The organism is Microbacterium rhizomatis, from assembly GCF_008710745.1.
In the GTDB taxonomy this organism is placed as follows: domain Bacteria; phylum Actinomycetota; class Actinomycetes; order Actinomycetales; family Microbacteriaceae; genus Microbacterium; species Microbacterium rhizomatis.
In genome coordinates, this window is record NZ_VYSA01000001.1 from 1439267 (window position 1) to 1465115 (window position 25849).

13 protein-coding genes are annotated in these 25849 nt (G+C 67.0%); 6 read left to right on the top strand and 7 right to left on the bottom strand.

The features are described 5' to 3' along the window. Nucleotides 1–36 precede the first annotated feature (36 nt). Nucleotides 37–1929: a phosphoenolpyruvate carboxykinase (GTP) gene (locus tag F6B43_RS06855; RefSeq protein ID WP_150448069.1), complete on the bottom strand. Its 1893-nt coding sequence runs from the start codon at nucleotides 1927–1929 to the stop codon at nucleotides 37–39. 116 nt (nucleotides 1930–2045) lie between these two features. On the opposite strand from F6B43_RS06855, the gene F6B43_RS06860 reads away from it, so the two are divergent. Then, nucleotides 2046–3482 (top strand): XRE family transcriptional regulator, encoded by a 1437-nt coding sequence (locus tag F6B43_RS06860; protein WP_150448070.1) that lies wholly within the window; start codon nucleotides 2046–2048, stop codon nucleotides 3480–3482. A gap of 179 nt (nucleotides 3483–3661) precedes the next feature. Here F6B43_RS06860 and F6B43_RS06865 read toward each other — a convergent pair whose 3' ends face one another. The 3 genes from F6B43_RS06865 to F6B43_RS06875 are packed head-to-tail and all read right to left on the bottom strand — an operon-like array spanning nucleotide 3662 to nucleotide 7226. Then, the gene (locus F6B43_RS06865) at nucleotides 3662–4603 is read right to left on the bottom strand and encodes a DUF4436 family protein (protein ID WP_170285577.1); all 942 of its coding nucleotides are present in this window, start codon (nucleotides 4601–4603) and stop codon (nucleotides 3662–3664) included. 22 nt (nucleotides 4604–4625) lie between these two features. Next, a complete protein-coding gene (locus F6B43_RS06870; RefSeq protein WP_150448072.1) occupies nucleotides 4626–5699 on the bottom strand; it encodes a winged helix DNA-binding domain-containing protein in 1074 nt (357 codons plus the stop codon). Nucleotides 5700–5753: 54 nt separating this feature from the next. After that, nucleotides 5754–7226 (bottom strand): NAD-dependent succinate-semialdehyde dehydrogenase, encoded by a 1473-nt coding sequence (locus F6B43_RS06875; RefSeq protein ID WP_150448073.1) that lies wholly within the window; start codon nucleotides 7224–7226, stop codon nucleotides 5754–5756. A 542-nt stretch (nucleotides 7227–7768) separates the two neighbouring features. Here F6B43_RS06875 and F6B43_RS06880 point away from each other — a divergent pair. Beyond that, nucleotides 7769–9541, top strand: a complete 1773-nt coding sequence (locus F6B43_RS06880) for an NHL repeat-containing protein (protein WP_150448074.1) — start codon at nucleotides 7769–7771, stop codon at nucleotides 9539–9541. A gap of 146 nt (nucleotides 9542–9687) precedes the next feature. On the opposite strand, the gene F6B43_RS06885 is transcribed toward F6B43_RS06880, so the two are convergent. Then, a complete protein-coding gene (locus F6B43_RS06885) occupies nucleotides 9688–10863 on the bottom strand; it encodes a sensor histidine kinase (RefSeq protein ID WP_246159824.1) in 1176 nt (391 codons plus the stop codon). A gap of 175 nt (nucleotides 10864–11038) precedes the next feature. Here F6B43_RS06885 and F6B43_RS06890 point away from each other — a divergent pair, with 175 nt between their 5' ends. The 4 genes from F6B43_RS06890 (at nucleotide 11039) to F6B43_RS06905 (ending at nucleotide 18456) form a co-directional block, all read left to right on the top strand. After that, entirely contained in the window at nucleotides 11039–12772 is a 1734-nt protein-coding gene (locus F6B43_RS06890; protein WP_150448075.1) for a putative Ig domain-containing protein, read from the top strand. 166 nt (nucleotides 12773–12938) lie between these two features. Then, entirely contained in the window at nucleotides 12939–14198 is a 1260-nt protein-coding gene (locus F6B43_RS06895; RefSeq protein WP_170285578.1) for a putative Ig domain-containing protein, read from the top strand. A 134-nt stretch (nucleotides 14199–14332) separates the two neighbouring features. Beyond that, a complete protein-coding gene (locus F6B43_RS06900; RefSeq protein ID WP_170285579.1) occupies nucleotides 14333–16618 on the top strand; it encodes an NHL repeat-containing protein in 2286 nt (761 codons plus the stop codon). Between the two features lie 185 nt (nucleotides 16619–16803). Next, nucleotides 16804–18456 carry a thiamine pyrophosphate-binding protein gene (locus tag F6B43_RS06905; protein ID WP_150448078.1) on the top strand — a complete coding sequence of 551 codons (1653 nt, stop codon included), beginning with the start codon at nucleotides 16804–16806 and terminating at the stop codon, nucleotides 18454–18456. 14 nt (nucleotides 18457–18470) lie between these two features. On the opposite strand, the gene F6B43_RS06910 is transcribed toward F6B43_RS06905, so the two are convergent. Beyond that, the gene (locus F6B43_RS06910) at nucleotides 18471–20381 is read right to left on the bottom strand and encodes an FAD-dependent monooxygenase (RefSeq protein ID WP_150448079.1); all 1911 of its coding nucleotides are present in this window, start codon (nucleotides 20379–20381) and stop codon (nucleotides 18471–18473) included. A 227-nt stretch (nucleotides 20382–20608) separates the two neighbouring features. Then, the gene (locus F6B43_RS06915) at nucleotides 20609–25633 is read right to left on the bottom strand and encodes an RHS repeat-associated core domain-containing protein (RefSeq protein WP_170285580.1); all 5025 of its coding nucleotides are present in this window, start codon (nucleotides 25631–25633) and stop codon (nucleotides 20609–20611) included. Between the last annotated feature and the right edge of the window lie 216 nt (nucleotides 25634–25849).

The window sequence follows — 25849 nt, forward strand, 5'->3', positions numbered from 1 at the left end:
GCCGGGGGTGGCCGCGCGGGGACCACGTGAAGCGCGTCAGGCGTCCTGCGCCGCTTTCAGGCGGTACCGCAGGGCCGCCAGCTCGGACTGCAATGCCGGCGGGATCCGACCGTCGAAGGTGTCGTAGAACTCCTCGGTGAGGTCGGTCTCACGAAGCCACGACGCGGTGTCGACCGCGAAGAGCTCATCGAGATCGGCCTGGGGAACGTCGATGCCGGATAGATCCAGATCGGATGCCACGGGGAGGCGACCGATCGGACTCTCGACCGCACCCACCTCGCCGTCGATCCGGCGGATGATCCAATCGATGACCCGCGAGTTGTCGCCGAATCCCGGCCAGAGGAAGCGACCGTCGGACCCCTTGCGGAACCAGTTCACCTGGAAAACGCGAGGCGCGCGGTCGAACCGAAGCTTCTGGCCGATGCTGATCCAGTGACCGAAGTAGTCGGCCATGTTGTAGCCGCAGAACGGCAGCATCGCGAAAGGATCGCGGCGGAGTTCGCCGACCGTCCCCTCGGCCGCGGCGGTCCGCTCGGAGGAGATCGTCGAACCGAGGAAGACCCCGTGCGTCCAGTCTGTCGCCTCGAGGACGAGGGGCACGTTGGTCGCACGCCGACCGCCGAAGAGGATCGCGTCGAGCGGAACGCCCTGCGGAGCGTCCCAATCCGAGGCGATCTGGGGGCATTGGGCGGCCGCCACCGTGAACCTCGAGTTCGGGTGTGCAGCGGGCCGGCCCATCTCCGGCGTCCAGGGGTTGCCCTCCCAGTCGATGAGGTGCGGGGGCGCTTCGTCGGTCAGACCCTCCCACCACACGTCACCGTCCGGGCGGAGCGCGACGTTCGTGAAGATCGTGTTGCCCCACAGCGTCTCGACGGCGGTCACGTTCGTCGATTCGCCCGTACCCGGTGCGACGCCGAAGAAGCCGGCTTCGGGATTGATCGCCCACAGGCGCCCGTCTTCGCCGGGGCGCAGCCACGCGATGTCGTCGCCCAGCGTCTCGACCCGCCAGCCCGGAATCGTCGGCCGCAGCATCGCGAGGTTGGTCTTGCCGCATGCCGACGGGAAAGCCGCGGCGAGGTGGTAGGCGCGTCCCGCCGGGTCGACCACTCGAATCAGGAGCATGTGCTCGGCGAGCCATCCGTTGTCGCGCCCGATGACCGAGGCGATCCGCAGGGCGAAGCACTTCTTGGCGAGAATGGCGTTGCCGCCGTAGCCCGAGCCGTACGACCACACCTCGAGCGTCTCGGGGTAGTGCACGATGTACTTCTCGTCGTTGCACGGCCAGGCGACGTCCTCCTCGCCGGGTGCGAGCGGGGCACCGACCGAGTGCACCGTCTTGACCCACGGCGCGCCGGCGGCGATCTCGCGCACGACGGCCGTGCCGACGCGGGTCATGATCTCGATCGACGACACCGCGTAGGCGCTGTCGGTGATCTGCACGCCGATGTGAGACAGCGGGCCGCCCACCGCCCCCATCGAGAAGGGCACGACATACATCGTGCGGCCGCGCATCGATCCTTCGAACAGGCCGTCCATCGTGGCGCGCATCTCGGCGGGGTCGGCCCAGTTGTTCGTAGGGCCCGCATCCACCTCGCGCTCGGAGGCGATGAAGGTGCGACCCTCTGTGCGTGCCACATCGCTCGGGTGGGAACGGGCGAGGTACGAGCCCGGGCGCCACTCGGGATTGAGCTTTATGAGCTTGCCCTCGTCGACCATCTGCCGCAGCAGCGCGTCGTTCTCGGCGCGCGAGCCGTCGACCCAGTGGATGCTGTCCGGCTGCGTGAGCGCAGCGATCCGGTCGACCCAGGCCAGGAGGTCCGCCATGCCATCGCCCTCGACGGCCGGACGGGCGCCGAAGTCACGAACGGCGGCACCGCGCGGGGACGCGGGACGAGGCGCAGAGCGGGTGAAGATGTCGGCCAGAGCCATGGACGGTTCTCCTTCAACGAACGGATTCGAGTTCTCCTCCAATATCCCGTGGTAGACCGAAGAATTACCACCGCCAATACGCTTAAGAATCGTGATTCTTTAGATATCATCAAGGAATGTCGCCGTCATCGCTCGAACTCGCCACCCTTGGCCACCGCATCCGCCACGAGAGGGTCGCCCACGGTTTCACGCTCGATGAGCTCGGCGCCCGAGTGGGTGTCGCCGGAAGCCAGTTGAGTCTCATCGAGAACGGCAAGCGTGAGCCCAAACTCTCACTCCTCCAGGCGATCGCAGAGGTCGCCGGCATCGAAGTGACGCAGCTCCTCTCTCCCGAGCCGCCCAACCACCGCGCTGCCCTCGAGATCGAGCTGGAGCGCGCACAGGCGGGTTCGGTGTTCCGACAGCTGGGCATCGCCCCTGTGCGCATCACGAAGGGCATGAGCGACGACACGATCGAGTCGATCCTGGGGCTCCATCGTGAGCTGCAGCGTCGCGAGCGCGAAGCGATCGCGACTCCGGAAGAAGCGCGACGCGCCAACACGGAGCTGCGACTGCGCATGCGTGAGCGCAACAACTACCTCCCCGAGATCGAGAGGCTCGCCGAGAATCAGCTCAAGGCCGCGGGTCACACCTCCGGGGCGCTCACCCACCGCACGGTCAGCATCATGGCGGAGCAGCTGGGCTTCGAACTCATCTACGTCAACGATCTCCCCCACTCGGCGCGCTCGGTCACCGATCTCGAGAACGGACGGATCTACCTGCCGCCCGCCTCGATTCCTGGCGGCCACGGCCTGCGATCGATGGCGCTGCAGGCGATGGCCCACCGGCTCCTCGGGCACCAGCGTCCTGCCGACTATGCGGACTTCCTGCAGCAGCGCCTCGAGATCAACTACTTCGCCGCCTGCTGCCTCATGCCCGAGACCTCGTCGGTCGCGTTCCTGCAGCAGGCCAAGAAAGACCGCAACCTCGCGGTCGAAGACTTCCGCGACGCGTTCGGCGTGACCCACGAGGCGGCAGGGATGCGCATGACCAACCTGCTCACGCAGCATCTCGATATCCCCCTCCATTTCCTCCGCGTTGACGGCTCGGGCGCGATCTCCCGTGTGTACGAGAACGACGAGCTTCCGCTGCCCATGGATGTCACGGGCGCCGTCGAAGGTCAGATCGCCTGCCGACGGTTCCTGGCCCGGTCGGCATTCGAGGAGCAGAACCGCACGACGGAGCACTATCAGTACACAGACACCCCCCACGGGACGTTCTGGTGCTCGACGCAGACCGGCACCACCTCGGACGGCGAATTCTCGATCACGGTCGGTGTGCCGTTCGACGACGCGAAGTGGTTCCGCGGCCGTGAGGCGTCCAAGCGGGTGACCTCGACATGCCCCGACGAGTCGTGCTGCCGCCGCGCCCCTGCCGAAGTCACCCGCCGCTGGGAGGGCAAGGCCTGGCCGAGCGCACGCGTGCACATGCAGATGTTCTCGCCGCTCCCCCGCGGCGCATTCCCCGGCGTGGACGACAGCGAGGTCTACGCGTTCCTCGACCGGCACGCCTGACGCGGCCGGGCCGGATGGGCGCGTTCGGCGCCGAAGGGCGCGTCCGGAAAACGGTCGAGGCGCAGGCCTCCGTCAGCAACCAGCCGGACATCTGCGCCAGCCCTCGCCGGCGCATGTCCGGGACATGGTCGCGACGCGGTCATCTGCGAACTTTCTGCCTGACATCAGCCGTGCGCGGATCAGGTCGGCGGCGGAGCCGGCGGTCCGGGCAGCGCCTGCGGAGCAGGTGGAGTCCAGCGCACCCACGCGATCACGTAGATCACGAGCGCGGTCACGAGGGCGGCCAGCACCCACAGCACGACGACGAAGTCCACCCACGACCCGATCGGCGGGGCGCCGGGAAGGAAGGTCCGCAGCGGGATCGTCGCGAAGAGCACCGCCGCCATCCAGCTCATCAGCGTCGCCTCGACCTTGCGGCGACCGCGGAACGCGAGGATCGCGACGGTGAGCGAGAGCACCGGCATGACGATCATCAGGGCGAGGATGACCATCCCGAACGCGACGGTGGCGCTCGAGCGCGTTGCGGTGATCCGGAGGGCGGGCAGCGCCTCGCCGTTGACGATCAGATCGTCACTCCCGCTCACGGTCTCGGAGGCGAACGTCCAGCCCGGCACATGCGCCGATCCGCAGACGACCGTCTTGATCGGAGTGAGGACGCCGTTCACCGTCTGCGCCGCGAGGAATCTGACATCCACGGAGTGGGAGTCGAACGGCCACTGCTCGATGTAGCCGTCCGTGATCAGACGGAGAGGCTGCGATGACGGCACCTGGCCGGCCGCGACGGTGAAGCTGCGCGACCCGTCATTCGGGAAGACGATCACGGTCAGCGGATCTTTCAGGAATCCCGCTTCATCCTGAGGAACGGGGCCGAAGTCGAGGACCGAGTAGATCGCATTGAGCCTGTCACCCGCGGCATCCATCGACTGCGGACTGAACGAGAGCACCACCGCATCCTTCGGCGCGTCCTCGGCGCAACCGCTCGCAGAGATGCTCTCCAGACTGTCTCCGGCGGCGTACAGCGACACGACGCCCACATAGACCACCGCGAAGAGCGCGAGGATCGAAACGACCCAGACGACTGTTCGTCCGCGGAAGCGGCGGGACTTCGATGCGGGCGGCACGGTGCCCAGTGTGCCAGACCGGTCACCCCCGCATGAAACGCCGATACCGTTCGAGTGCTCCGGATGCCTCGACATCCGTCATCGAGCCTCGGATGAGTTGCTCGGCCGACGGATCTGCGTTCAGGCGGGCGAGCGAATGCGAGTGACTCCAGGTCGCGACGATCTCACCCCGCGCCACGAGGATCGGCCGCATGACTCCGCCCGTCATGACGGCCGGGCCATGCTCGGGCGCACAGCTGATCGACCGGTCGGCGTACGACAGGTAATACTCCTCGAACGGCGGCAGTGCGAACACCTCGGGCGCGGTCGGATGCCGCCGTGGGAGGTCGCTCGCGACCCACAGGTCATCATCGATGCGCGTAAGCCGAGGGTCCTCCCCTGCGGCCGCGGTACGCGCCATCCCGATCGGGAGACCGGCCCACCAGGCGAAGTCCGCGGTTCCGGCCGGGCCGTGCGAAACGATGTAGCGCACGAAGAATTCAGTGAGCGGCTCTTCAGGCGTCCACCGGTCGACGATCCACTCGTCGGCCATCATGACGTACTGCTCGCGGCTCGGCGCGCCCTCGCGAGGCACGACAGGGCCCTGCAGGATCGCACCGCGCACCGACAGGGCATACAGCACGTGCACTCCGCGCTGGTCCCTCGGATCGATGCCGATTCCGCGCAAGAGCTCGAACACCTCGGAGCGGGAGAGTCGATTGCCGCCTGTCAACGCCGACGTGATCGCCGCCTCGGCGCGCGCCAGCTCGCCGGCACCGAGCCCCAGTCTCCGATGCCGCGACGCCGCTGCGCGGAACTGTCGTTCACCCGTCAGCGCGAGCACCCAGTGCAGGTGGCGCGACGGGATGATGTGGATCGTGCCGCGCGCCGTCCACGATCGGACGAGGGTGCCGTCATCGAAAGCCGCATCCACCTCCGACAGGGTCGGCTCGCCCTTCGTGCGGGCAGCGAGCGCCCACCGCCCGCCCCAGAACTCCTGAGCCTGGGTCGCGAGCATGTGCTCGGCAGCAGCGGTGGTGGTCGCGACGGGCGCCGTGAGCCGGTGCGACCGCAGCCGCATGTCTCGGACGCGCTGTACCGCCTGCGGAGCGCTCATCCGTCGATCATCGCGAATGCCACCGACATCCCGGAGCCTCCGCGCCTCTGCGGCTCAGGCGAAGGGGTTCGGCGTCAGCGTGTACTTCGTCTGGAGGTACTCGTGGATGCCCTCGGCGCCGCCCTCGCGGCCCAGGCCCGACATCTTCCACCCGCCGAAAGGTGCCGCCGCGTTCGAGACGACACCGACGTTGAGCCCCATCATCCCGGTCTCGAGCCTCTCGATCATGCGCTGGCCGCGCGCGAGGCTCTCGGTGTACACGTACGAGACGAGTCCGTACTCGGTGTCGTTCGCGAGGCGCACGGCGTCGTCTTCGTCGTCGAACGGCACGATCGCGAGCACCGGCCCGAAGATCTCCTCGCGGAGGATGTCGCTGCCTGCCTTCACGTCCGTGACCACGGTCGCCTCGTAGAACGTGCCGGCCCGGTCGATCCGTGATCCGCCCGTGGTGACGACCGCGCCGCGCTTGACGGCGTCATCGACGAGAGCGGATGCTTTGTCCACCGCGGCCTCGTTGATCAGGGGCCCGATCGTCACACCGTCCTCGGTTCCGCGGCCGGTCTTGAATCCCGCGACCCGCTCGGTCACTCGCCGGGCGAACTGATCGGCGACCGACCGGTGCACGATGAACCGGTTCGCCGCCGTGCACGCCTGCCCGATGTTGCGGAACTTCGCCGCGATCGCTCCGTCGACGGCCTTGTCGAGGTCGGCGTCGTCGAAGATCACGAACGGAGCGTTGCCGCCGAGCTCCATCGAGGTGCGCAGCACGTTCTTCGCGGCCTGCTCCATCAGCTTCTGGCCGACCGGGGTCGACCCGGTGAAAGAGAGCTTCCGCAGACGCGAGTCGGCGATGATCGGCCCCGACACGGCGCCCGACGTCGAGGTCGTGAACACGTTCACGACGCCCTTGGGCAAGCCCGCGTCCTCCAGGAGCTTCGCGAACGCCAGTGTGGTGAGCGGAGTGAGTTCGGCCGGCTTGATGACGACCGTGCACCCTGCGGCCAGGGCGGGCGCGATCTTGCGGGTCGCCATCGCGAGCGGGAAGTTCCACGGCGTGATGAGGAAGCACGGGCCGACGGGGTGCTGCGAGACGATCATCCGGCCGGTGCCTTCGGGGTTCGCGCCGTACCGGCCCTGGATGCGGGCGGCCTCTTCACTGAACCAGCGCAGGAACTCGCCCCCGTACGCGACCTCGCCGCGCGCCTCGGCGAGCGGCTTTCCCATCTCGAGTGTCATCAGCAACGCGAAGTCCTCTTTGCGCTCCTGCAGCAGATCGAATGTGCGGCGCAGGATCTCGCCGCGCTCACGAGCCGGCGTCGCCGCCCACGATGCCTGCGCCGCGACCGCCGCATCGAGCGCCCTCATGCCGTCTTCCGGGCTCGCGTCCGCGATCGTCCGGATGACCTTGCCCGTCGCGGGGTCGAAGACGTCGAGCGTGCGACCGTCGGCCGCGTCCACCCATTCCCCGCCGATGAAGAGTCCTGCCGGCACAGCCGCCAGCAGCGCGGATTCACGGGTGTCGGTCATGTGGGGGCCTCCTCGCACACGGATGCTTCGGCATCCGCTCTGGACGTGTCGTGCTCATTCTGCCGCCCGCGCCTCTCCGCGCCGATGGACGCGCGGTACAAGATGCCGGAGCGTTTGTACGAGTTGGATACCCCGCGCGAGAAATTGCCGTGGCATGAAGAGGCCCCTTAATATATTGGTATTCCCTACAGAAAGTTGGTGCATACATGAAACGTCGAAGCGCGCTTGTTCTTGCAGGTGTGATGCTCCCGGGCCTCGTCGCCAGTATCGTCCTCCCCTCCGCGGCGCAGGCCGCGCCGCTCGAGACCGCGCCGTCTGTCGCGATCGCGGCGGACGACCGAGCCCCGGCCCCGGAAATCGGTTGGGACTTCACGTTCGGCAGCGGCTCGCAAGCTCCTCTTCTCCCTCCGTCCGAATAGGCCCGCGCCCGCAGAGCGCACCTCGCCCGACCCGGTCGCGGTAGGTGCACTCTGCGGATCCTGTTATGGCGACAGTTCGATATCGCATTCACCCTTTTTGATATATCAGTATAGTATTGGTGAATGCGCTTCTCTGTGAAATTGCGAATGCTGTCGGGCGCCACGGTCGCGGCCATTGCGGGCGTCGTGCTCGTCGGCGGGGGGTGGATTTCCGGTGCCGACCAGGCATCGGCCGCCGCACCACCCGTATACACCTACATCACGGACCTATCCAACGATCGAGTGGTGAAGGTCGCCCCGGACGGCGCGCAGGTGACCGTGGCTTCCGGCCTGAGCTATCCAGCGGGCGTAGCAGTGGACAGCTCTGGAGACGTGTACATCGCCGACACGGGTCACGACCGCGTGGTGAAGGTCGCCGCGGACGGCACGCAGACCTCTTTTGGTTCTGGCCTCCACCATCCCTACGGAGTTGCCGTAGACGGATCCGGGATGATCTACATCGCCGACTCCGACAATGGCCGCGTGGTGAAGGTCGCCCCGGACGGCAGCCAGACCATCGTGGCTTCTGGACTGAGCAGCCCGTTCTTCGGCGTCGCGGTGGACCCATCAGGAACCGTTTACGTCGCTGATACACACAACAGCCGAGTTCTGAAGGTCGCCACGGACGGCAGTCAGAGCAGCGTCGGCTCCGGCCTGAGCGCTCCGTCGGGGGTCGCGGTCGATGGATCCGGGGCCGTGTACATCGCCGACATGGAAAACCCCGAGATAGTGAAGTACGCCGCAGGCAGCGGACAAACCTATGTGGGTTCAGCTCTGGGTCGCCCATTCGGTGTGGCGGTGGATGCGTCCGGATCGGTCTATGTCACTGACACCGATCTTCTGCGAGTCGTGAAGATCGCTGCGGATGGACGTCAAACCACCATCGGCAGAGGCCTGAGCCAACCGTTTGGAGTAGCAGCGGGGGTGTCCGCGCCGGTAGAAGTGACCGGGGTCGCTCCCGCGGCGGCACCGGGTGTGGGGTACTCCTTCACCTACGGCAGGCGGGGCATCCCGCTCCCTCAGCTTTCGGTGACCTCGGGCTCCCTCCCGGCGGGCCTCGCCCTCTCCGCAGACGGGGTGCTCTCCGGAACGCCCACCCAAGCCGGCTCCTTTGCGTTCACCATCACGGCCTCCAACGGAGTGGACCCCGACGTATCCTTCCCTGAAACGCTCGACGTCACCGCCGCGCCGACACTCACCGGCAACCCGCCGGGAGCAGTCACCGGGACCGCATACTCCTACCCGTTCACCACCACCGGAACCCCCACCCCGACCACCTCGATCACTGCGGGTTCCCTCCCGCCAGGCCTCACCCTCTCCGCAGACGGAGTCCTGTCCGGAACACCCACCCAGACCGGAACCTTCGCGTTCACCCTCACCGCCTCCAACGGCACCGAACCCGACGCCACCCTCCCCCTCACACTCGACGTCACCGCCGCCCCGACGCTCACCGGCAACCCGCCGGGAGCAGTCACCGGAACCGCATACTCCTACCCGTTCACCACCACCGGAACCCCCAACCCGACCACCTCGATCACTGCGGGTTCCCTCCCGCCAGGCCTCACCCTCTCCGCAGACGGAGTCCTGTCCGGAACACCCACCCAGACCGGCTCCTTCGCGTTCACCCTCACCGCCTCCAACGGCACCGAACCCGACGCCACCCTCCCCCTCACACTCGACGTCACCGCCGCGCCGATCATCCCGGGCAACACACCGGTCATCCCGAGCGGCGGCTTGGCTGCCACCGGCTCGAGCGGCACCCCCTGGCCGGCAATCACCGGGGGACTCCTCCTCACCGCTATCGGAGCCGCCCTCTTCCGCGGACCCCTTCGGCGACACAAGCGGACGTCACGGTGAAGGGGGTCAGCACTGAAAACCCCAGTGCCGACCGCTCTCTCCCCTGCCGATCCATTCCCCGCGCCTCGCTCGGTCGATGAACGGGGCCCCCGGGGCACCGGGTCTTACGCGGAATGAGATCTTTCGGCTGCTGAGCAGTCCGCCGTTCAGTCGCCGGCCGGCAGCACCACCCAGACGCTCGCGCCACCGAGCACAGAATCTTCGATGCCGATTCGACCCCCGTGCGACTCCACGATCCTGTTGCAGGTGGACAGGCCGATCCCAAGGCCCGGGGCCCCAGCATCCGAACCCCGCTCCATGAGCTCGAAGACGCGGTCGCGATCGGTGAGGGGAACACCGGGGCCATCGTCGTCGACGGTGATGCGCCACCCGCCCGCAAACATGCGTGCCGTCACCTCGATGCGCGGCGCCCGGCCGCCCTCGGCACTGAACTTCACCGCGTTGCCGACGAGATTCTGCACGAGGGCGCGAAGGAGAGTGGGGTCGCCGGTGACTTCGACCGACGCATCCACCACGACCCGCGCGCCGGCCTGCGTGAGCGCGGCGTCAAGGTCTTCGAGCACAGCGCGGACGACCTGCTCGAGGTCGACCGGCACGCGCCGGGGCTTCGCGCCGCCCACACGGGCGTAGTCCAGGAGATCGGAGACCATCATGCTCATCCGATCCGCGGCCGATTCGGCGCGGGCGAGGCTCCGCGCGGCATGCGGGGCGTTCACCATCTCGGGGCTGTCTGCGGCGAGCTCGAGGAACCCGGAGAGGGCGGTGAGCGGGTTACGCAGGTCGTGGCTCACCTGGAGGGCGAAGCGCTCGAGTTGCTGGTTCGACTCTCCGAGTTCGCGCGTGAGTCGGCGCAGCTCCAAGACCTCCGCCACCTGATGTGCCAGAAGATCGAGCGCGCGGCTGTGCTCGGCGGTGAGATCGCCGGTGTCTTCATCGAAGACACACAACGTGCCGATCGCAACCCCCGCCGGCGTGACAACGGGGCTCGACGCGTAGAAGCGCACCTGCGCGATCTCCCCCGTCACGAACGGGTTGAGCGCGAAACGATCATCTTCACGGGCATCCGGAACCACGACGAGACCGGGATGCTCCAGCACGACGGCGCACATCGAGTCCTCGCGCTCGCAGGTGGCAGGAGTGAAGCCGACTGACGCGACCTGATGCTGGAACCGGTCGTCGATGATGTTGATGACCGCGGTCGAGACCCCGCAGATCGTCGAGGCGAGCTGTACGAGACCCTGCAGATCCAGGAGAGGCGGCTCGCCGATCAGCGCATAGTCGGCGATCGCGTTCACCCGCGCGGCGTCGGCTGCAGTCGTCACGCTGGTCCCCCCGATCACACGCATCAGACGGATTCACATTATCGGTTCGCGGGTGGCGAGAACGACTCGGCGAGGAAGCCTACCGAAGATCCTGTAACTCAGCATACTCACATTTTGGATTAGCGGTATACCAGTGTATTGTTGACGAGTGCGCTTATCTTTGAATTTTCGTTTGATGTCGGGTGTGACAGTCGCGGCCATCGCGAGTGCTCTGCTGATCGGTGGCGGCTGGGCGTCCGGTGCTGACCGCGCGTTCGCCGAGACACCGGCCACCTACACGTACATCGCCGACACGAACAACAATCGCGTGGTGAAGCTCGCCCCGGACGGCCGTCAAACCACGGTGGGCTCAGGTCTGACCTTTCCGTCAGGGGTGGCGGTCGATGAATCCGGCCAGGTGTATATCGCCGACACGTTCAACAGTCGCGTCGTGAAGGTCGCCGCCGATGGCAGTCAAACCACGGTGACTTCCGACCTCAGCCGCCCATTCGGCGTCGCAGTCGACGCGTCCGGGGCGGTCTACATCGCCGACACCGACATGTGGCGTGTGGTGAAGATCGCGACGGATGGCACGCCGACCACTGTCGGTACCGGCCTGCGCTATCCCTACGGAGTGGCGGTTGACCAAGCTGGGGCGGTCTACATCGCCGACTCCGGTAATCACCGCGTACTGAAGGTCGCGTCGGATGGCACGGAGACGACCGTGGGCACCGACTTGAACTATCCGCAAGCAGTAGCGGTGGATGACTCCGGGACGGTGTACATCGCTGACCAAGAAGCCAGCCAGGTGGTGAAGGTCGCGCCGGATGGCAGCCAAACATACGTGGGGATGGGCGTGAACCATCCGTTCGGAGTTGCGGTAGACGACTCGGGGGCCGTGTACATCGCCAATACCTCCGAGAGTCAGGTGTTGAAGATCGCGGCGGATGGCGTTCAAACCACCGTCGGTGACGGCCTGGCCGCTCCGGAGGGTGTCGCACCCGGGGTGTCTGCGCCAGTACAGGTGACAGGTGTCGCTCCTGCCGGCACGACGGGCGTGGAGTATTCCTTCACGTACACCAGGCAAGGAATCCCGCTGCCCGATCTTTCCGTGACGGCAGGTGCTCTTCCGCCCGGGCTGTCCCTCTCCGCGGACGGAGTTCTCTCCGGAACACCCACCCAGGGCGGAACCTTCACGTTCACCATCACAGGCTCGAACGGAGTCGACCCCGACGTTACGCTCCCGGTCACACTGGATGTCAACGCGGCTCCGACCATCGCCGGCAGCCCGCCACCGGCCGTCGCCGGGGAGGCATACTCGTTCCCGTTCACCACATCCGGGTTCCCCGCACCCGACATCTCCCTCACTGCGGGCTCCCTGCCGCCTGGCCTGTCACTCTCGGTGGACGGAGTGCTGTCAGGAACACCCACCCAAGCCGGCACCTTTGAATTCACCGTCACCGCATCCAACGGCTTTGATCCGGACGCATCCCTCCCGGTATCGATCGAAGTGAGCACCACGCCGACCATCGCGGGGAGTCCGCCGGCAGCCGTGACGGGAACGGCATATGCATACCCGTTCACAACCTCCGGATTCCCCGCACCCCACGTCTCGCTGACCGCAGGCTCTCTCCCGCCCGGGCTCACCCTCGCGGCAGACGGAACGCTCTCCGGAACCCCGACGCAAACCGGATCGTTCGCATTCACCGTCACCGCGTCCAACGGAACCGCGCCGGACGCCTCGCTTCCGGTCACGTTGAACGTCAATGCCGCACCGGTCATCCCGAGCAGCACCCCGAGCGGCACCTTAGCGACCACCGGATCAAGCGGCACCCCCTTGCTCGTGGTCGCAGCAGGACTCCTCCTCACCGCCGCCGGAGCCACGCTCACCGCCGGACGCCTCCGTCGACGCCAGCACCCTTCCCGCTGATCAGAACTCCTCGATGCGCGACCGGCGACCGCCGGTCGCGCATCGAACTCTCGCGACTGCACACCATGAATAGGGCCGCCATCTCGAAGCAGAATCCCGAAGCAATCCGCAACACATCAGAATATTGGAATTTCAGTTTGCGCGTATCTGGAGGTAATCTATGCGGGTGCGCTTCTCTCTCAATCTCCGGATGCTGTCATGTCTCTCCCTCGCGATCATCGCGAGTGCGGTGCTGATCGGTGGGGGGTGGGCGTCCGGTGCCACCCGGGCATCTGCCGAGACACCCACGACTTACACCTACATCGCCGACACGTTCAACAATCGGGTGTTGAAAGTCGCATCCGACGGGCGCCAAGCCACGGTGGGCTTCGGACTGATCGAACCTCAGGGGGTGGCGGTGGACAGCGCCGGCGCGGTCTATGTTTGCGACACATTCAACAGCCGAGTGGTCAAGATCGCTGCGGATGGCAGCCAGACCACCGTGGGTTCTCACGTCAACGGACCCGGGCTGGCAGTCGACAGGGCGGGCGCGGTGTACATCGCCGATGAATTCAACAGTCAGGTGGTGAAGGTCGCCACGGATGGCACGCAGACAACCGTGGGCACCGGCCTGAACCACCCATGGGCCGTGGCCGTGGACGAATCCGGCGCGGTATACATCGCCGATACCGACAACAGTCAAGTTGTGAAGGTCACTGCGGACGGCACGCAAACTGTCGTCGCCTCTGGGCTGAACCATCCGTACGGAGTGGCGGTCGACCGATCAGGGGCGGTGTACGTCGCCGAGTCGGATACCAGTCGAGTGGTGAAGATCGCTACGGATGGCAGTCAGACCGACGTCGGTTCAGGACTCAATCGCCCGTTAGGAGTCACGGTCGACGGATCGGGGGCGGTGTACATCGCCGACACCGACAACAGTCGCGTGCTGAAGGTGGCTACGGATGGCAGCGAAGCCACAGTTGGTTCCGACTTGCAGTTTCCGTCAGCGGTGGCTGTAGGGGTCTCTGTGCCGCTAGAGGTCTCCGGCGCCGCTCCCGCGGGGACGACGGGTGTCGCCTACTCCTTCACATACGACAGGCAGGGAATCCCGCTGCCTCATCTTTCCGTGACCTCGGGTTCTCTTCCGCCCGGCCTGTCCCTCTCGGAAGACGGAGTACTGTCCGGGACGCCCACCCAGGCCGGATCGTTCTCGTTCACGATCACCGCCGCGAACGGAGTCGACCCTGACTCGACCTTTCCCGCATCGATCGACGTGGGCGGCGCCCCGGTCACTCCTGGCGGCAGCGGCAGCGGAAGCGGTGGATTGGCGGAGAGCGGATCAGACACGACACCTTGGTCTGGACTCGGACTGGGACTTCTTCTCGCGGGGATGGGAGTTGCCCTCCTGCGTGTGAACTCCGGTCGGCGCAACCGCATCCCGAACTGATCGGTCTTCATCCCTCAGCCCATGTCAGCCTGCATCCCAGGCGAGGTCATCGATCCGGTGACCTGAATAGACGAATACCAACACTCCATATATCAGTAGAGACCCTGTGCATGTTTAGAACCTTGGCTCGTCGGATGATGTCCGGCGTTGTCGTTATGGCAATCGCGGGTGTCGTCGCGATCGGCGGTGTACTGTCCACTGGCGACCTGGCCTCTGCCGACACGCTCACCCAGTACACCTACATCGCCGATTCGGGCAACGATAGGGTTCTGAAGGTCGCGCCGGATGGCACGCAAACCACCGTGGGGTCTGACCTGGTCTATCCCTACGGTGTCGCGGTCGATGGGTCTGGAATCGTCTACATCGCCGACCCGGGTAGCGATCGGGTGCTCAGGATCGGCGCAGATGGCACGCAAACCAGCGTGGGCTCCGACCTGTACTTGCCGTTCGGGGTGGCGGTGGATGGCTCGGGAAACGTCTACATCGCCGACAGCGGCAACTCGCGGGTGCTGAAAGTCGCCCCATCTGGCATGCAAACGACTGTGGGCACCGACCTGAATCTGCCGGCGGGGGTGGCGGTCGATCGATCAGGGAACGTCTACATCGCCGATACGGGCAAGCATCAGGTGTACAAGGTCGCCCCGAACGGCACGCAAACCAGCGTGGGCTCCACGGAGAACGTGGCCTACCCGTCGGGAGTGGCAGTCGATGGATCGGGAAACGTCTTCATCACCGACCTGGACAAGACCGACGTGCTCAAGGTCGCTCCCAGCGGCACGGAGGCCACCATCGGCTCCGGACTTCGCGAGCCGTGGGGGGTCGCAGTCGATGAGTCCGGAGCCATCTCCGTCGCCGTCCCCGACAGCAGCGACTCCCTCAACAGTCGAGTGGTCAAGTTTGGTGCGGGCGGGACGGAGACCACTATCGGTTCCGGCCTGAAGGAGGCGTTTGGAGTGGCCGTCGGGGCTTCCGTGCCCCTGCAGGTGTCGGGCCTCGCCCCGGCAGCGACGGTGGGCGCGGGGTACTCCTTCACCTACAACAGGCAGGGAATCCCGCTGCCGACCGTCTCCGTGACCTCCGGGACCCTCCCGCCGGGCCTGGCCCTCTCCAAGAGTGGGGTACTCTCCGGAATCCCCACCACAACCGGCACCTTCACGTTCACGATCACCGCCACCAACGGCATCGACCCGAACGTCGCCCTCCCCGTGACGCTGACGGTGAACAGCACCCCGACCCTCACCGGCACCCCACCCGCCGCCATGAACGACGTCGCCTACACCTACCCGTTCACGCTCACCGGGCAACCCACCCCCACTGCCTCCGTGACCTCCGGCACCCTCCCGCCGGGCCTGGCCCTCTCCAAGAGTGGGGTACTCTCCGGAACCCCCACCACAACCGGCACCTTCACGTTCACGATCACCGCCACCAACGGCGTCAACCCTGACGCAACCCTCCCCGTGACGATGGACGTCAACAGCGCCCCGACCCTCACCGGCACCCCACCGGCCGCCATCAACGACGCCGACTACACCTACCCCTTCACCACCACCGGGTTCCCGGCCCCGACCGTCTCCGTGACCTCCGGCGCCCTCCCCGCAGGCCTCACCCTCTCCACCGACGGCATCCTCTCCGGAACACCCACCGAAACCGGCACCTTTGACTTCACCCTCACCGCCACCAACGGCATCGACCCTGACGCCACCCTCCCCGTGACGATGGACGTCAACAGCGCCCCGACCCTCACCGGCACCCCACCGGCCGCCATGATCGACGCCGACTACACCTACGACTTCGACGTGACCGGATACCCCGCCTCAACCGTCTCCGTGACCTCCGGCACCCTCCCCCCAGGCCTCACCCTCTCCACCGACGGCATCCTCTCCGGAACACCCACCGAAACCGGCACCTTCGACTTCACCCTCACCGCCACCAACGGCATCGACCCTGACGCCACCCTCCCCGCCTCCATCGACGTAGACAGCCTCCCCACCCTCACCGGCACCCCACCCGCAGCCGTCGACGGCGTCGCCTACACCTACCCCTTCACCACCACCGGGCACCCCCTCCCCACCGTCTTCGTGATCTCCGGCGCACTCCCCCCAGGCCTGACCCTGACCGACGCCGGAGTCCTCTCCGGAACACCCACCCAAACCGGCACCTTCGCCTTCACCCTCATGGCCACCAACGGCGTCGAACGACTCACAACCCTCCCCGTCACCATGGACGTCAACCCCGCCCCCAACATCCCCTGGGCCCCCCTCACCCCACCCACCACACCCCCCACACCCCCCAACAACCTCGCCACCACCGGATCAAACACCACACCCTGGGCAGGACTCGCACTCGGACTCCTCCTCGCAGCAACCGGCACCACCCTCATCCGCAAGAACTCCACGACACACAAACGCACACCACGCTGAACGGATCCCGCGACACGTAACGGAGCGACGCGGCCGGGGAGCGGACATCTCACGATGTCGGCTCCTGGGCCGCGGCGATCCGATGGCCCGTGCCGGAGCTCCAACTCATACGATCGGTAACCGAGACGCGCACGGAACCTCGCATCCGTCCACACGTCTCCCCGTGACCATGCAAGGGGCCCACCATGTCGACCGTCTCCGCTCACGTCGCCGCCACCCTCGCCCGGCACATCGACCACGTCTTCGGGGTGATGGGCAACGGCAACGCCTACTTCCTCGACGCCCTCGAGAGGGGCACAGGAGTGTCCTTCACGGCAGTCCGGCACGAGGCAGGGGGTGTCGTCGCCGCCGATGCCTACCACCGGGCATGCGGGCACATCGCGGCCGCCACGGCGACCTATGGCGCCGGTTTCACCAATACCCTGACCGCACTCGCCGAGGCCGTCCAGGCCCACGTCCCGCTGATTCTCGTCGTGGGGGACGAACCGACGTCGGGCCCGAGGGCGTGGGATGTCGACCAGATCGCGCTCGCGTCTGCCGTGGGCGCGCGCACCTACACGGTCGGCAGAGCAGATGCGGCGGCAACGACCGTCATCGCCATCGAGCACGCCCTGTCGTACCGGGTGCCCACGGTGCTGGCGATCCCCTACGACGTCGCGGCGCTCGAGGCAGGCGCGGTGCCCATCGCCCCCGAGCCGACGCTCCCACGCCCCCTCGAGCCGCGCGGCCCCTTCGCCGCGAGGGCGGTCGCCGACGTCGCGGCCGCCCTGGCCGGTGCACAGCGACCGTTCCTGCTCGCCGGCCGCGGAGCGTGGATCGCAGGCGCCGGAGCGGCCCTCGGCGATCTCGCGGACGCCACCGGGGCGGTCACCGCGTCGACGGCGCTCGGGCGCGGCGTGTTCCCCGACGCACGGTACGACCTCGGGGTCACCGGAGGATTCGGCGCAGCAGGGGCGATGGAGCTCGTCCGCGAGGCCGATGTCGCCGTCGTCTTCGGCGCGTCGCTGAACCAGTTCACGATGCGCTTCGGTGACCTGTTCGCCCCCGGCACGCGCGTGTTCCAGATCGACGTCGCCCCGGCCGCGACCCACCCGCACGTGGGCGGCTTCGTCCGCGCTGACGCCGCACTCGTCGCGCGGGCCCTGGTCGCCGACCTGGCGGAGCGCGGCGCAGCACCGAGCGGCTGGCGCGAGCGCGTTGAGATCGTGCCGCTCCGTGCCTACGAATCAGGTGATGACCTCGCCCCCGACGGGCGCTTGGATCCCCGGTCTGCGGCGGCCCGGATCGGTGAACTCCTGCCCGCCGACCGCGTCGTCGTCTCCGACGGTGGTCACTTCATCGGCTGGGCGAACATGTACTGGCCGGTGGCATCACCCGACCGGATGCTCATGGTCGGCACCGCCTTCCAGTCCATAGGCCTCGGTTTCGCCTCGGTTCCCGGCGCTGCCCTCGCCCAGCCCGATGCCACGATCGTGCTGACGACCGGGGACGGCGGCGGCCTCATGGCGCTCGCCGACCTGGAATCGGCTGTTCGGGTCGCCGGCGGCCGAGGGCTCGCGGTGGTCTGGAACGACGCCGCCTACGGTGCCGAGGTCAATCTGTACGGCCTGAAGGGACTCGCCCAGGCGCCGATGCGCATCCCCGAAGTCGACTTCGCAGGCCTCGCGCGCGCGGTCGGCGCTGAGGGAGTCGTCGTGCGCACGATCGCCGATCTCGACCGACTCTCCGAGTGGGCGGCGGCCCCGGCATCCTCCCGGCCCTTCCTGCTGCTGGACCTACGAATCTCGGGCGACGTGATCGCGCCCTATCAACAGGAGATCATCCGAGTGAACAGGTGACCCCCGGAGGAGGGTCAGGCCCGGACGGGCCGCGACTGCGGAAGGAGCACGCCGGCGAAGAAGCCTGCAAGCTCTGCGGGGGCGGTCAGCGGAAGGACGTGCGCGACGTACTGATCAGGACGCACCACGACCACGACGCCGTCGCGCGACAGTTCGCGCTCATCGAAGATGTCGGTGCTGGTCCATGCGCCGGGGGCCGCGGCGAACACTTTCTCCCAATCCGTCAGTCCGAGGGGGCCGGTCTTCGGCCGGAACAGCTCAGGCACGGCCATGATGTCGACCTGCTCGAAAGGCTGCTGGTAGATCACCTTAATGTCGAACACCGCGTCGACGTCGCCGCCCGCGGGGGTGAACCGCCGCAGCGGTGACTCCTCAGACGTCGACATCCACGTGGCCCAGTTCGCGAGAGCGGATGCTTCACCCGCCGCCGGCGCGTCAGCGAAGGCATAGATCCGCCACCGTCCGTCGGCCCTTGCGTGATGCCCGAGGTGCACGGCGTTGCCGTCGGCGACGAGCACCACCTCGGAAGACATGAACCTCTTGCCGATCGGGAACCCCGCCGCAAGGCTGGGTACGCCAGCACCGCTGACGATCGCCGACGGGCCGTACTGGGTCATGAACCCGGACGGGAATTCGGCGGTCGCGAGGTAGTACGTCGCGAGGTCTTGCGGATCGGTGATCTCTTCCGGCTTACGCGCCATCAGAGACGACCACTCCCTATCGAAGTCGATGAGCTGCTGGGCGACGGGCTGCCGTTCCGCCGAGTAGGTCGACAGCAGTGACGCCGGGCTCAGCCCCGTCAGCACCGAGCCCATCTTCCAGCCGAGGTTGAAGCCGTCTTGCATCGACACGTTCATGCCCTGCCCGGCCTTCGCGCTGTGCGTGTGGCACGCGTCACCGGCGAGGAACACGCGGGGCGCCGCATCCGATCCCACCGGCACGTCGTCGAACTTCTCCGTCACACGGTGACCGACCTCATAGACGCTGTGCCATGCGACCTGCTTCACATCGATCGAGTACGGGTGGAGGATCGCGTTCGCCCGACGGATGATCTCGTCGATCGGCGTCTGGCGCACGCGATGAGCGTCACCCTCGGCGACCTCGCCGAGGTCGATGTACATCCGGCTGAGGTAGCCCCCCTCGCGCGGGATATGGAGGATGTTGCCGGCCGCGGAGTTGATCGCGCACTTCGTACGCCAATCCGGGAAGTCGGTGTTGACGAGCACGTCCATGACGCCCCACGCATGGGCCGAGATGTCGCCGATGTGCCGACGCCCGATCGCCTCGCGGACCGCGCTCCGGGCGCCGTCGCAGCCGACGACGTACTTCGCCCGCACGACCCTCTCCCGACCTTCGCGGTCGCCGGCGACGTCGCGCACGAGCACCTCGACGGGGTGATCGCCCTCGCTCTGCACCGTCAGGGCGAGGAACTCGACGCCGTAGTCGGGTGTGATGCGGGCCGGCCCGTGGGCGGCCGCCTCGGCGAAGTAGTCGAGCACGCGCGCCTGGTTGACGATCAGGTGGGGGAACTCGCTGATCTTCAGCGCGTAATCCTCGGTGCGTGCGGTTCGGACGATCCGATCCGGATGCTCGGGGTCGGGCCCCCAGAAGTTCATGTGCCCGATGTTGTAGGCCTCGGCGGTGATGCGTTCCGCGAATCCGAACGCCTGGAACGTCTCGACGCTCCGAGGTTGGATGCCGTCGGCCTGGCCGAGCACGAGCCGGCCCCCACGCCGCTCGATGATGCGCGTCGTCAGGGCCGGGTAGGCCGACAGCTGCGCAGCGAGCAGCATGCCGGCCGGCCCCGACCCCACGATGAGCACGTCCACCTCATCCGGCAGGTCGGCGGGCCGGTCGACCCCAGTTCCCGCCGCGGGCTGCACCCGAGGATCGCCGGACACGTAGCCGTGGTGGTGGAACTGCACGAGGACTCCTTCGTCTCCCCTCGAGGCTACGCTCGCCGGTTGGGCGTTTGCGAGTCCGTGGATCCGGCGGGGTGAGGTCTCACCTACCCGTCGTACCTCGTTATGGAGTGGATCTTCGACAGTGGGAGGGCTCGCGCTTCGGGCGATCCGAGAGCTCTACGCGTCTGACAGGGAAGTTCACGCAGGAGTCCTGTCTCAGTGCACGTTCGAAGGGCCAGAGGCCGATCTCATTGTGCGTCTACGAATGCGCCTTTGGCGGCTTCGATCTCCAGGTAGATTTTCGCCCTAGTCGGCGCCTCCTTCTGGAGCGCGGTGGTCGTCTGTTCCGGCGAGTAAGGGGTGAAGTCCAGCCGAATATCTCTCGACTCGAAATACTCTTGGATGTTCATTCCATGATGCGTCTTGGCCCAGTTTGCCCCAAAGTGACCAGAGTGCGCATTCACCTGGAGGGTCCTCTTTGGCCCTAACGCAATGACGCCGTTGAGGTGTCCACCAACCACGGCTTCCGGACCTTTGGCCTTATACCCTGCGAGCATGCGGAGTCGTTCATGGGGGCTCGAGAAATCAAATTCTTCCGCTGTCGCGAACTTCTTCGAACCCGCTTTGCGGACGAAGAGCCCAGCCTTTCCATCTCCTGGCAGGCGCCCCGCGTACATCTTGTAGCCCACACCATTCTTGCGAGGAACGATGACGTACTCGACGCCCGTCCCCGCCCTGTTGAAGCCAGGAACATCATTCAGTTGCGCCCATACCTTGTCCAGTTCGAGCGCATCGAGTTTATCGATGCGAAACATGACCGGAATGACCTTACCGTTGTTGTATTCCCAGAACCCACGCACTGCCCCCGTGGCGGTCTTGCCGTAGACACTGAGCGCCTTGGCGCCGAGTCCGACGGCAACGGCGAGTCCGAGCCCGAGGGCGGTTTCGCCCCACATCACGATTTTGGCTAAGTCGTCGTCCATGAAGTTCACGATGTGCGTGTCGACGAGGCCGGCGGTGGCGGCGGCGACGCTCACGGCGTCGGCGAAGACGCCGAAAGCACCGAGGCCTGCGAGGGCGGCTCCTCCGGTGTAGATCGCGGCCGCGATGCTGAACACACCCACCAGGACGGCGAGTCCGCCCAACGTGCCGTTGAGGATGGTGTCCCAGTCGGGAGTGCGGCCGGTCGGGTCGCTCATCATGACGGGGTTGAGGTTCGCGTAGTTGTACGTGTTGTGCAGCCGCGCGGTGTCCTTCGTGGTGAACCGCATCGTGACCGGGTCGTAGGTACGAACCTGCACGCGCTGCATACCGTCCGGCGTCGTGTGTTCCCCGGCGTACTGGAACGGCTGGTAGGACAGACTTCCCACCCACCCCAGCGCCGTGACGCTTGCTGCGCCCATGCCTGTGTCGGGACCGATAACGGTCGGGGTTCCGTAGTCGGTATAGGTGTACCGGGTCGCCGGGGCGCCGTCCTCCTGGGTGAGGGTGGTGGTGTTACCGTGCCGGTCCTGCGTGTAGTACACCGTGTCCGCCCCGGCGTCGGGGCCATCGTTGCTGCGAGCGTGCCGGGTGGCGCCGATCAGGTAGGACGCGGTCCCCACCAGTCCGTCACCCTGAGCATGAGTGTCGTTGAGGAGGGTGGTGCTGTCCCAGTAGAACCCGGCAGATCCAGACCGGTCGCCCGCCTCTTCGGCGGTGAGGCTGGCCCGCTGCCCGGTAGCCCAGTACCCCGTAGTGAGAGCATCCCCGGTCGGGGTGGTCTCGGTGACCGGTTGATTGAGCGCGTTGTACGTGTACCGGGTGCCGTCGACAGCGGCCGTGAGGTTGCCCGCCGCATCGTACGTCGGGGCGACCGTGGTCTGCGTTCCGTCCGGCTCGGTGGTGGTGAGGGTGGCCACTTCGCCCGTGGGGGTGTACGTGAACGCCCGCACCGTCACCGCAAGGTTCCCGGTGTCGGGATCGACGGTGGTGATGGTCTCCTGCGAGACGTCGCCGGACACGGTGACCTGATACGCGACATCGCGGAGCATCGACGCATCCGCACTGTCACCCGCGTGGAGGGTGGAGCGGGTGAGCCGGTCCTGCTCGTCGTACCCGTAGACCGTCGTCGTGGTGGTCGACTCGAGCCCGTCCGAAAGGTCGCCCGAGACGGTGTCGGTGCGGTGGGTGAGGTTCCCGCGCTCGTCGTACGTATAGGCGCGAGCATCCTGAACGGTCCCGTCAGGCCCGCTCGTGGATTCCGTCGCGATCTCACCGGCGGAAGTGAACGTGTACTCGGTGGTGACACCGTTGCCCCGCGACAACTCGGAAACCCGGGCGTACTCGTCGTAGATGTACCCGACGCGGCCGATCTCGGCGCCGCCGTCATCCGTCTGGACCGCCGAAGTGAGCAGCCCGGCCATGTCGAACGTGTAGGACGTAATGTTTCCGGCGACGTCCTTCGTCGTCGCCAAGCGTCCGTGCTGGTCGTACGTGTGGGCGATCTCACTCCCGTCGGGGTAGCGGATGCGGGTCGCATTCCCGAACCCGTCATAGTCGTACGAGATCTCGGTGCCGGCGCGGTCAGCCGGGTCGAACACGGCGATGACCGCTCCCGTGACCGGGTCGTCCTCGAACGCTGTACGGACCTGCTCGCCGATGGGCGACGTCGTGACCGTCTCGGTCAGCGCACGTGTCACTGTGTCGTAGGTGTTCACGGTGACGGCCCCATAGCCGCTGACGGCTTTCGCGACCAGCCCGTCCGCCGTGTACTCGTAGGTCGAGACCTTCCCGTCCTGGTCGGTGTCGGAGAGCGTCCGCCCCAGGATGTCGGGGATGCGGATGCCGCCCGAGCGCGACTGATCGCCCGCCGTGAGGGTCTTCTCCACGCTCGTACCGAACTCGTCGAATCGGCGCTGGGCGACCACCGGCATCCCGGGAGTGTCCTGCGGAGTGATCGTGGTGATGGCGGGATTTCCGAAGACATCTCGTTCCACTTCGGTGCGGATCGTGCCGTCGGTCGCGCCCGTCTCACGCCCGAATCCGTCGAACACCCTCGATATCGTCGGGACCGGCACCCGATCGGCCCGTGTGCCACCGGTCTCTGCGACCTGGCCGGCGTCGTCCATCCTCTGAGTGCTGACGTACTCCGCGTCCCCGATGTCGCCCGTCGGGGTCAGGGCGGTCGTGACCGTGTGGGCGATGTCGTCGTAGCGGGTGATCTTGGTCAGCCCCGTGGGCGCGATCGCCTGCACCTCTCGGCCGAACACATCCTGCTTCGTGACCGTGACCGCGCCCCAGGCATCCGTGATCTGCACCGTCCCCGGGTCGGGGTATGTTCGCGACTCCACGACGCGCGCGTGCCCGTCGACCGGCCGGCCGTCGTCGAGGTTGTCGGTGATCTTCACGACCCGGCCCAGCACATCCACCTCGGTCGTGGTGACGACCCCGTCGGGCGCGGTCACGACGGTCGCGTTGACCCCGTCGACCTGCACCGACCGGTACCCGGTGCGAACCGTATTGCCGGCCGGGTCGGTCTGGACTGTCACCCGCCCGGCCGGATCGTACTGGACCGTGGCGATGTTGCCGAGCGCGTCGGTCGCCTGAACGGGTTGACCGGACAGCAGCTCGGTGACCTCCCGGGTGGTGACGGCGAGGTCCGTTCCCGCGGCGATCGTGTCGGAAACCGTGAGGGTCCCCGAGGAGAGGTCTACCTCTTTGGCGTGCGTGGTGACGATCGGCACGCCTTCCCCGCCTTGCCCGAACGTGCGTTCCTCCGACACGAACCCATCGGCCTGCACGGTGTACTCGGTCCTCGCGGTGCGAGTCAGTTCGCCTCCGGTCTTCCCGGTCAGGGTTTCCACGACCACGGGGGCCGTGCGCTCGGGGTTCAGCTCGTACCGGGTCTGGGAGACCAGCCCATCCGGGGTGGTGACCGTCTCAGACAGCGGCAGCCCGACCGGCAGCACTGCACCGACGGGGATCGCCTGGTCATACTCCGTCTCGGCGACCGCCCCGTCCGGTGCGGTCTGCGACGTGACCCGCCCGAAGGTGTCGAACTCGTAGTGCTCCGACGTGACCCGCTCGTTCCCCATCGCATCGCGGAACACGACGTCGGTCGTGGTGGGCCGATTGAACTGTTCCGGCAGATCCCACGGAAGCGGTACCCCGCCGTCGGCGGTGTCGGGATATTCGAACGCCTGCTCCTGCAGGACCACCGGCCCGTTCTGGGTGGTCACTTCCACGGATCGGTCGATGAGGAGGTGTGTGGAGTTGTACTCCGACATCACGCGGGTCTCGCCGTCGGAAAGGACGGTCTGATACCGGAACCCGCTGTCACCGGACTCGAACACGTCACGCTCACCGGCATACACCGGCCACCCCGACGCGACTCCGGATGCCGCATCCCACTCTCGCGCCGACAGCTGCTCCCCCGTGAGTGCGTCGATGACTCGGACGCGGTCCACGGCGGAGGACCCATCGGCCAGGGTCTGCCACGACACCTCCGTGACTGCACCCGAGACCCCCGTGATTCGTGAGATCAACCCGGAAGGGTCGTACCCGAACGTGGTCCGGCCGCCGGTGGCGTCCACGACAGCGGAGACTCGGCCGCCATCCAGCTCGACCACCGCTGACACGCCTGCGTCCGTGCCCACGGTGCGGGTGACCCGGACGGCGGCCGGGTTGGTCCAGTCCACCGCGGTGACCACGCCGACCTGGTCCACGACCCGCACCAGTCGGTGCGACCCGTCAGCCGCGCTCTCCCAATCGGTCCGATTCCCGAACGCATCCACCTGCGTCAACGGGTCACCGTTCGCACCGAAATACGCCGTCGCACCCCCCGTCTGAGACAGCGTGAACTGATACTCCCGGTCTCCGATCAGCCCGTCGACCCGGCCGGGAAGCACCCCACCGGTCTGCGAGAACACAGCATCCCCGAGCACATACCCCGCCATGCCGCTCGGGGCGCTTGCGTCCGCTGCGTACATCCCACCAGAGCTCGGGTAGACCTTCAGCCCACCGATCACCTCGACCGCCCCTGCACCCGCGACCACCCATCCGGAACCGAACCCGACCCGGTCCGCCCCGACGGCGCGGGAATCCCACCGCAGCCCCACGCCGTCCACCGGAACATCGAAAGTGAACGAACCCACTCGCTCGTCGATCAAGCCCTCGATCGCGTCGCCGAGACCAAACCCGCCCACCACCGGCGTCGCCGAACCAGACCCGCTCTCGCCATCGGCCGCACTCGCCGACACGGCACCGGCGCCGAGCACCAGACACCCGACCAACACGACACCTAGACCCACACGGCCCAAACCACGCACGCCCGACACGACCCGACTCGCATTCACTGCAGACACCACAAACCCTCTACCTGATCACATACTTGTGTGCCAGTATATTGGTGGCTACCTGTGTTTTCGCCGGAACGGGCGTGCAGGCCATCGTGCTGCGCCCAGGCGCTGTCGCGATGAGGGTGCCGCGCTCGCCTCCCTGCAACAGGG

Excerpts from the sequence above, each read along its gene's own strand:
- F6B43_RS06855 (WP_150448069.1), bottom strand. The coding sequence starts at position 1,929 with ATGGCTCTGGCCGACATCTTCACCCGCTCTGCGCCTCGTCCCGCGTCC.
- F6B43_RS06860 (WP_150448070.1), top strand. The coding sequence starts at position 2,046 with ATGTCGCCGTCATCGCTCGAACTCGCCACCCTTGGCCACCGCATCCGC.
- F6B43_RS06870 (WP_150448072.1), bottom strand. The coding sequence starts at position 5,699 with ATGAGCGCTCCGCAGGCGGTACAGCGCGTCCGAGACATGCGGCTGCGG.
- F6B43_RS06875 (WP_150448073.1), bottom strand. The coding sequence starts at position 7,226 with ATGACCGACACCCGTGAATCCGCGCTGCTGGCGGCTGTGCCGGCAGGA.
- F6B43_RS06880 (WP_150448074.1), top strand. The coding sequence starts at position 7,769 with ATGCGCTTCTCTGTGAAATTGCGAATGCTGTCGGGCGCCACGGTCGCG.
- F6B43_RS06890 (WP_150448075.1), top strand. The coding sequence starts at position 11,039 with ATGTCGGGTGTGACAGTCGCGGCCATCGCGAGTGCTCTGCTGATCGGT.
- F6B43_RS06900 (WP_170285579.1), top strand. The coding sequence starts at position 14,333 with ATGATGTCCGGCGTTGTCGTTATGGCAATCGCGGGTGTCGTCGCGATC.
- F6B43_RS06905 (WP_150448078.1), top strand. The coding sequence starts at position 16,804 with ATGTCGACCGTCTCCGCTCACGTCGCCGCCACCCTCGCCCGGCACATC.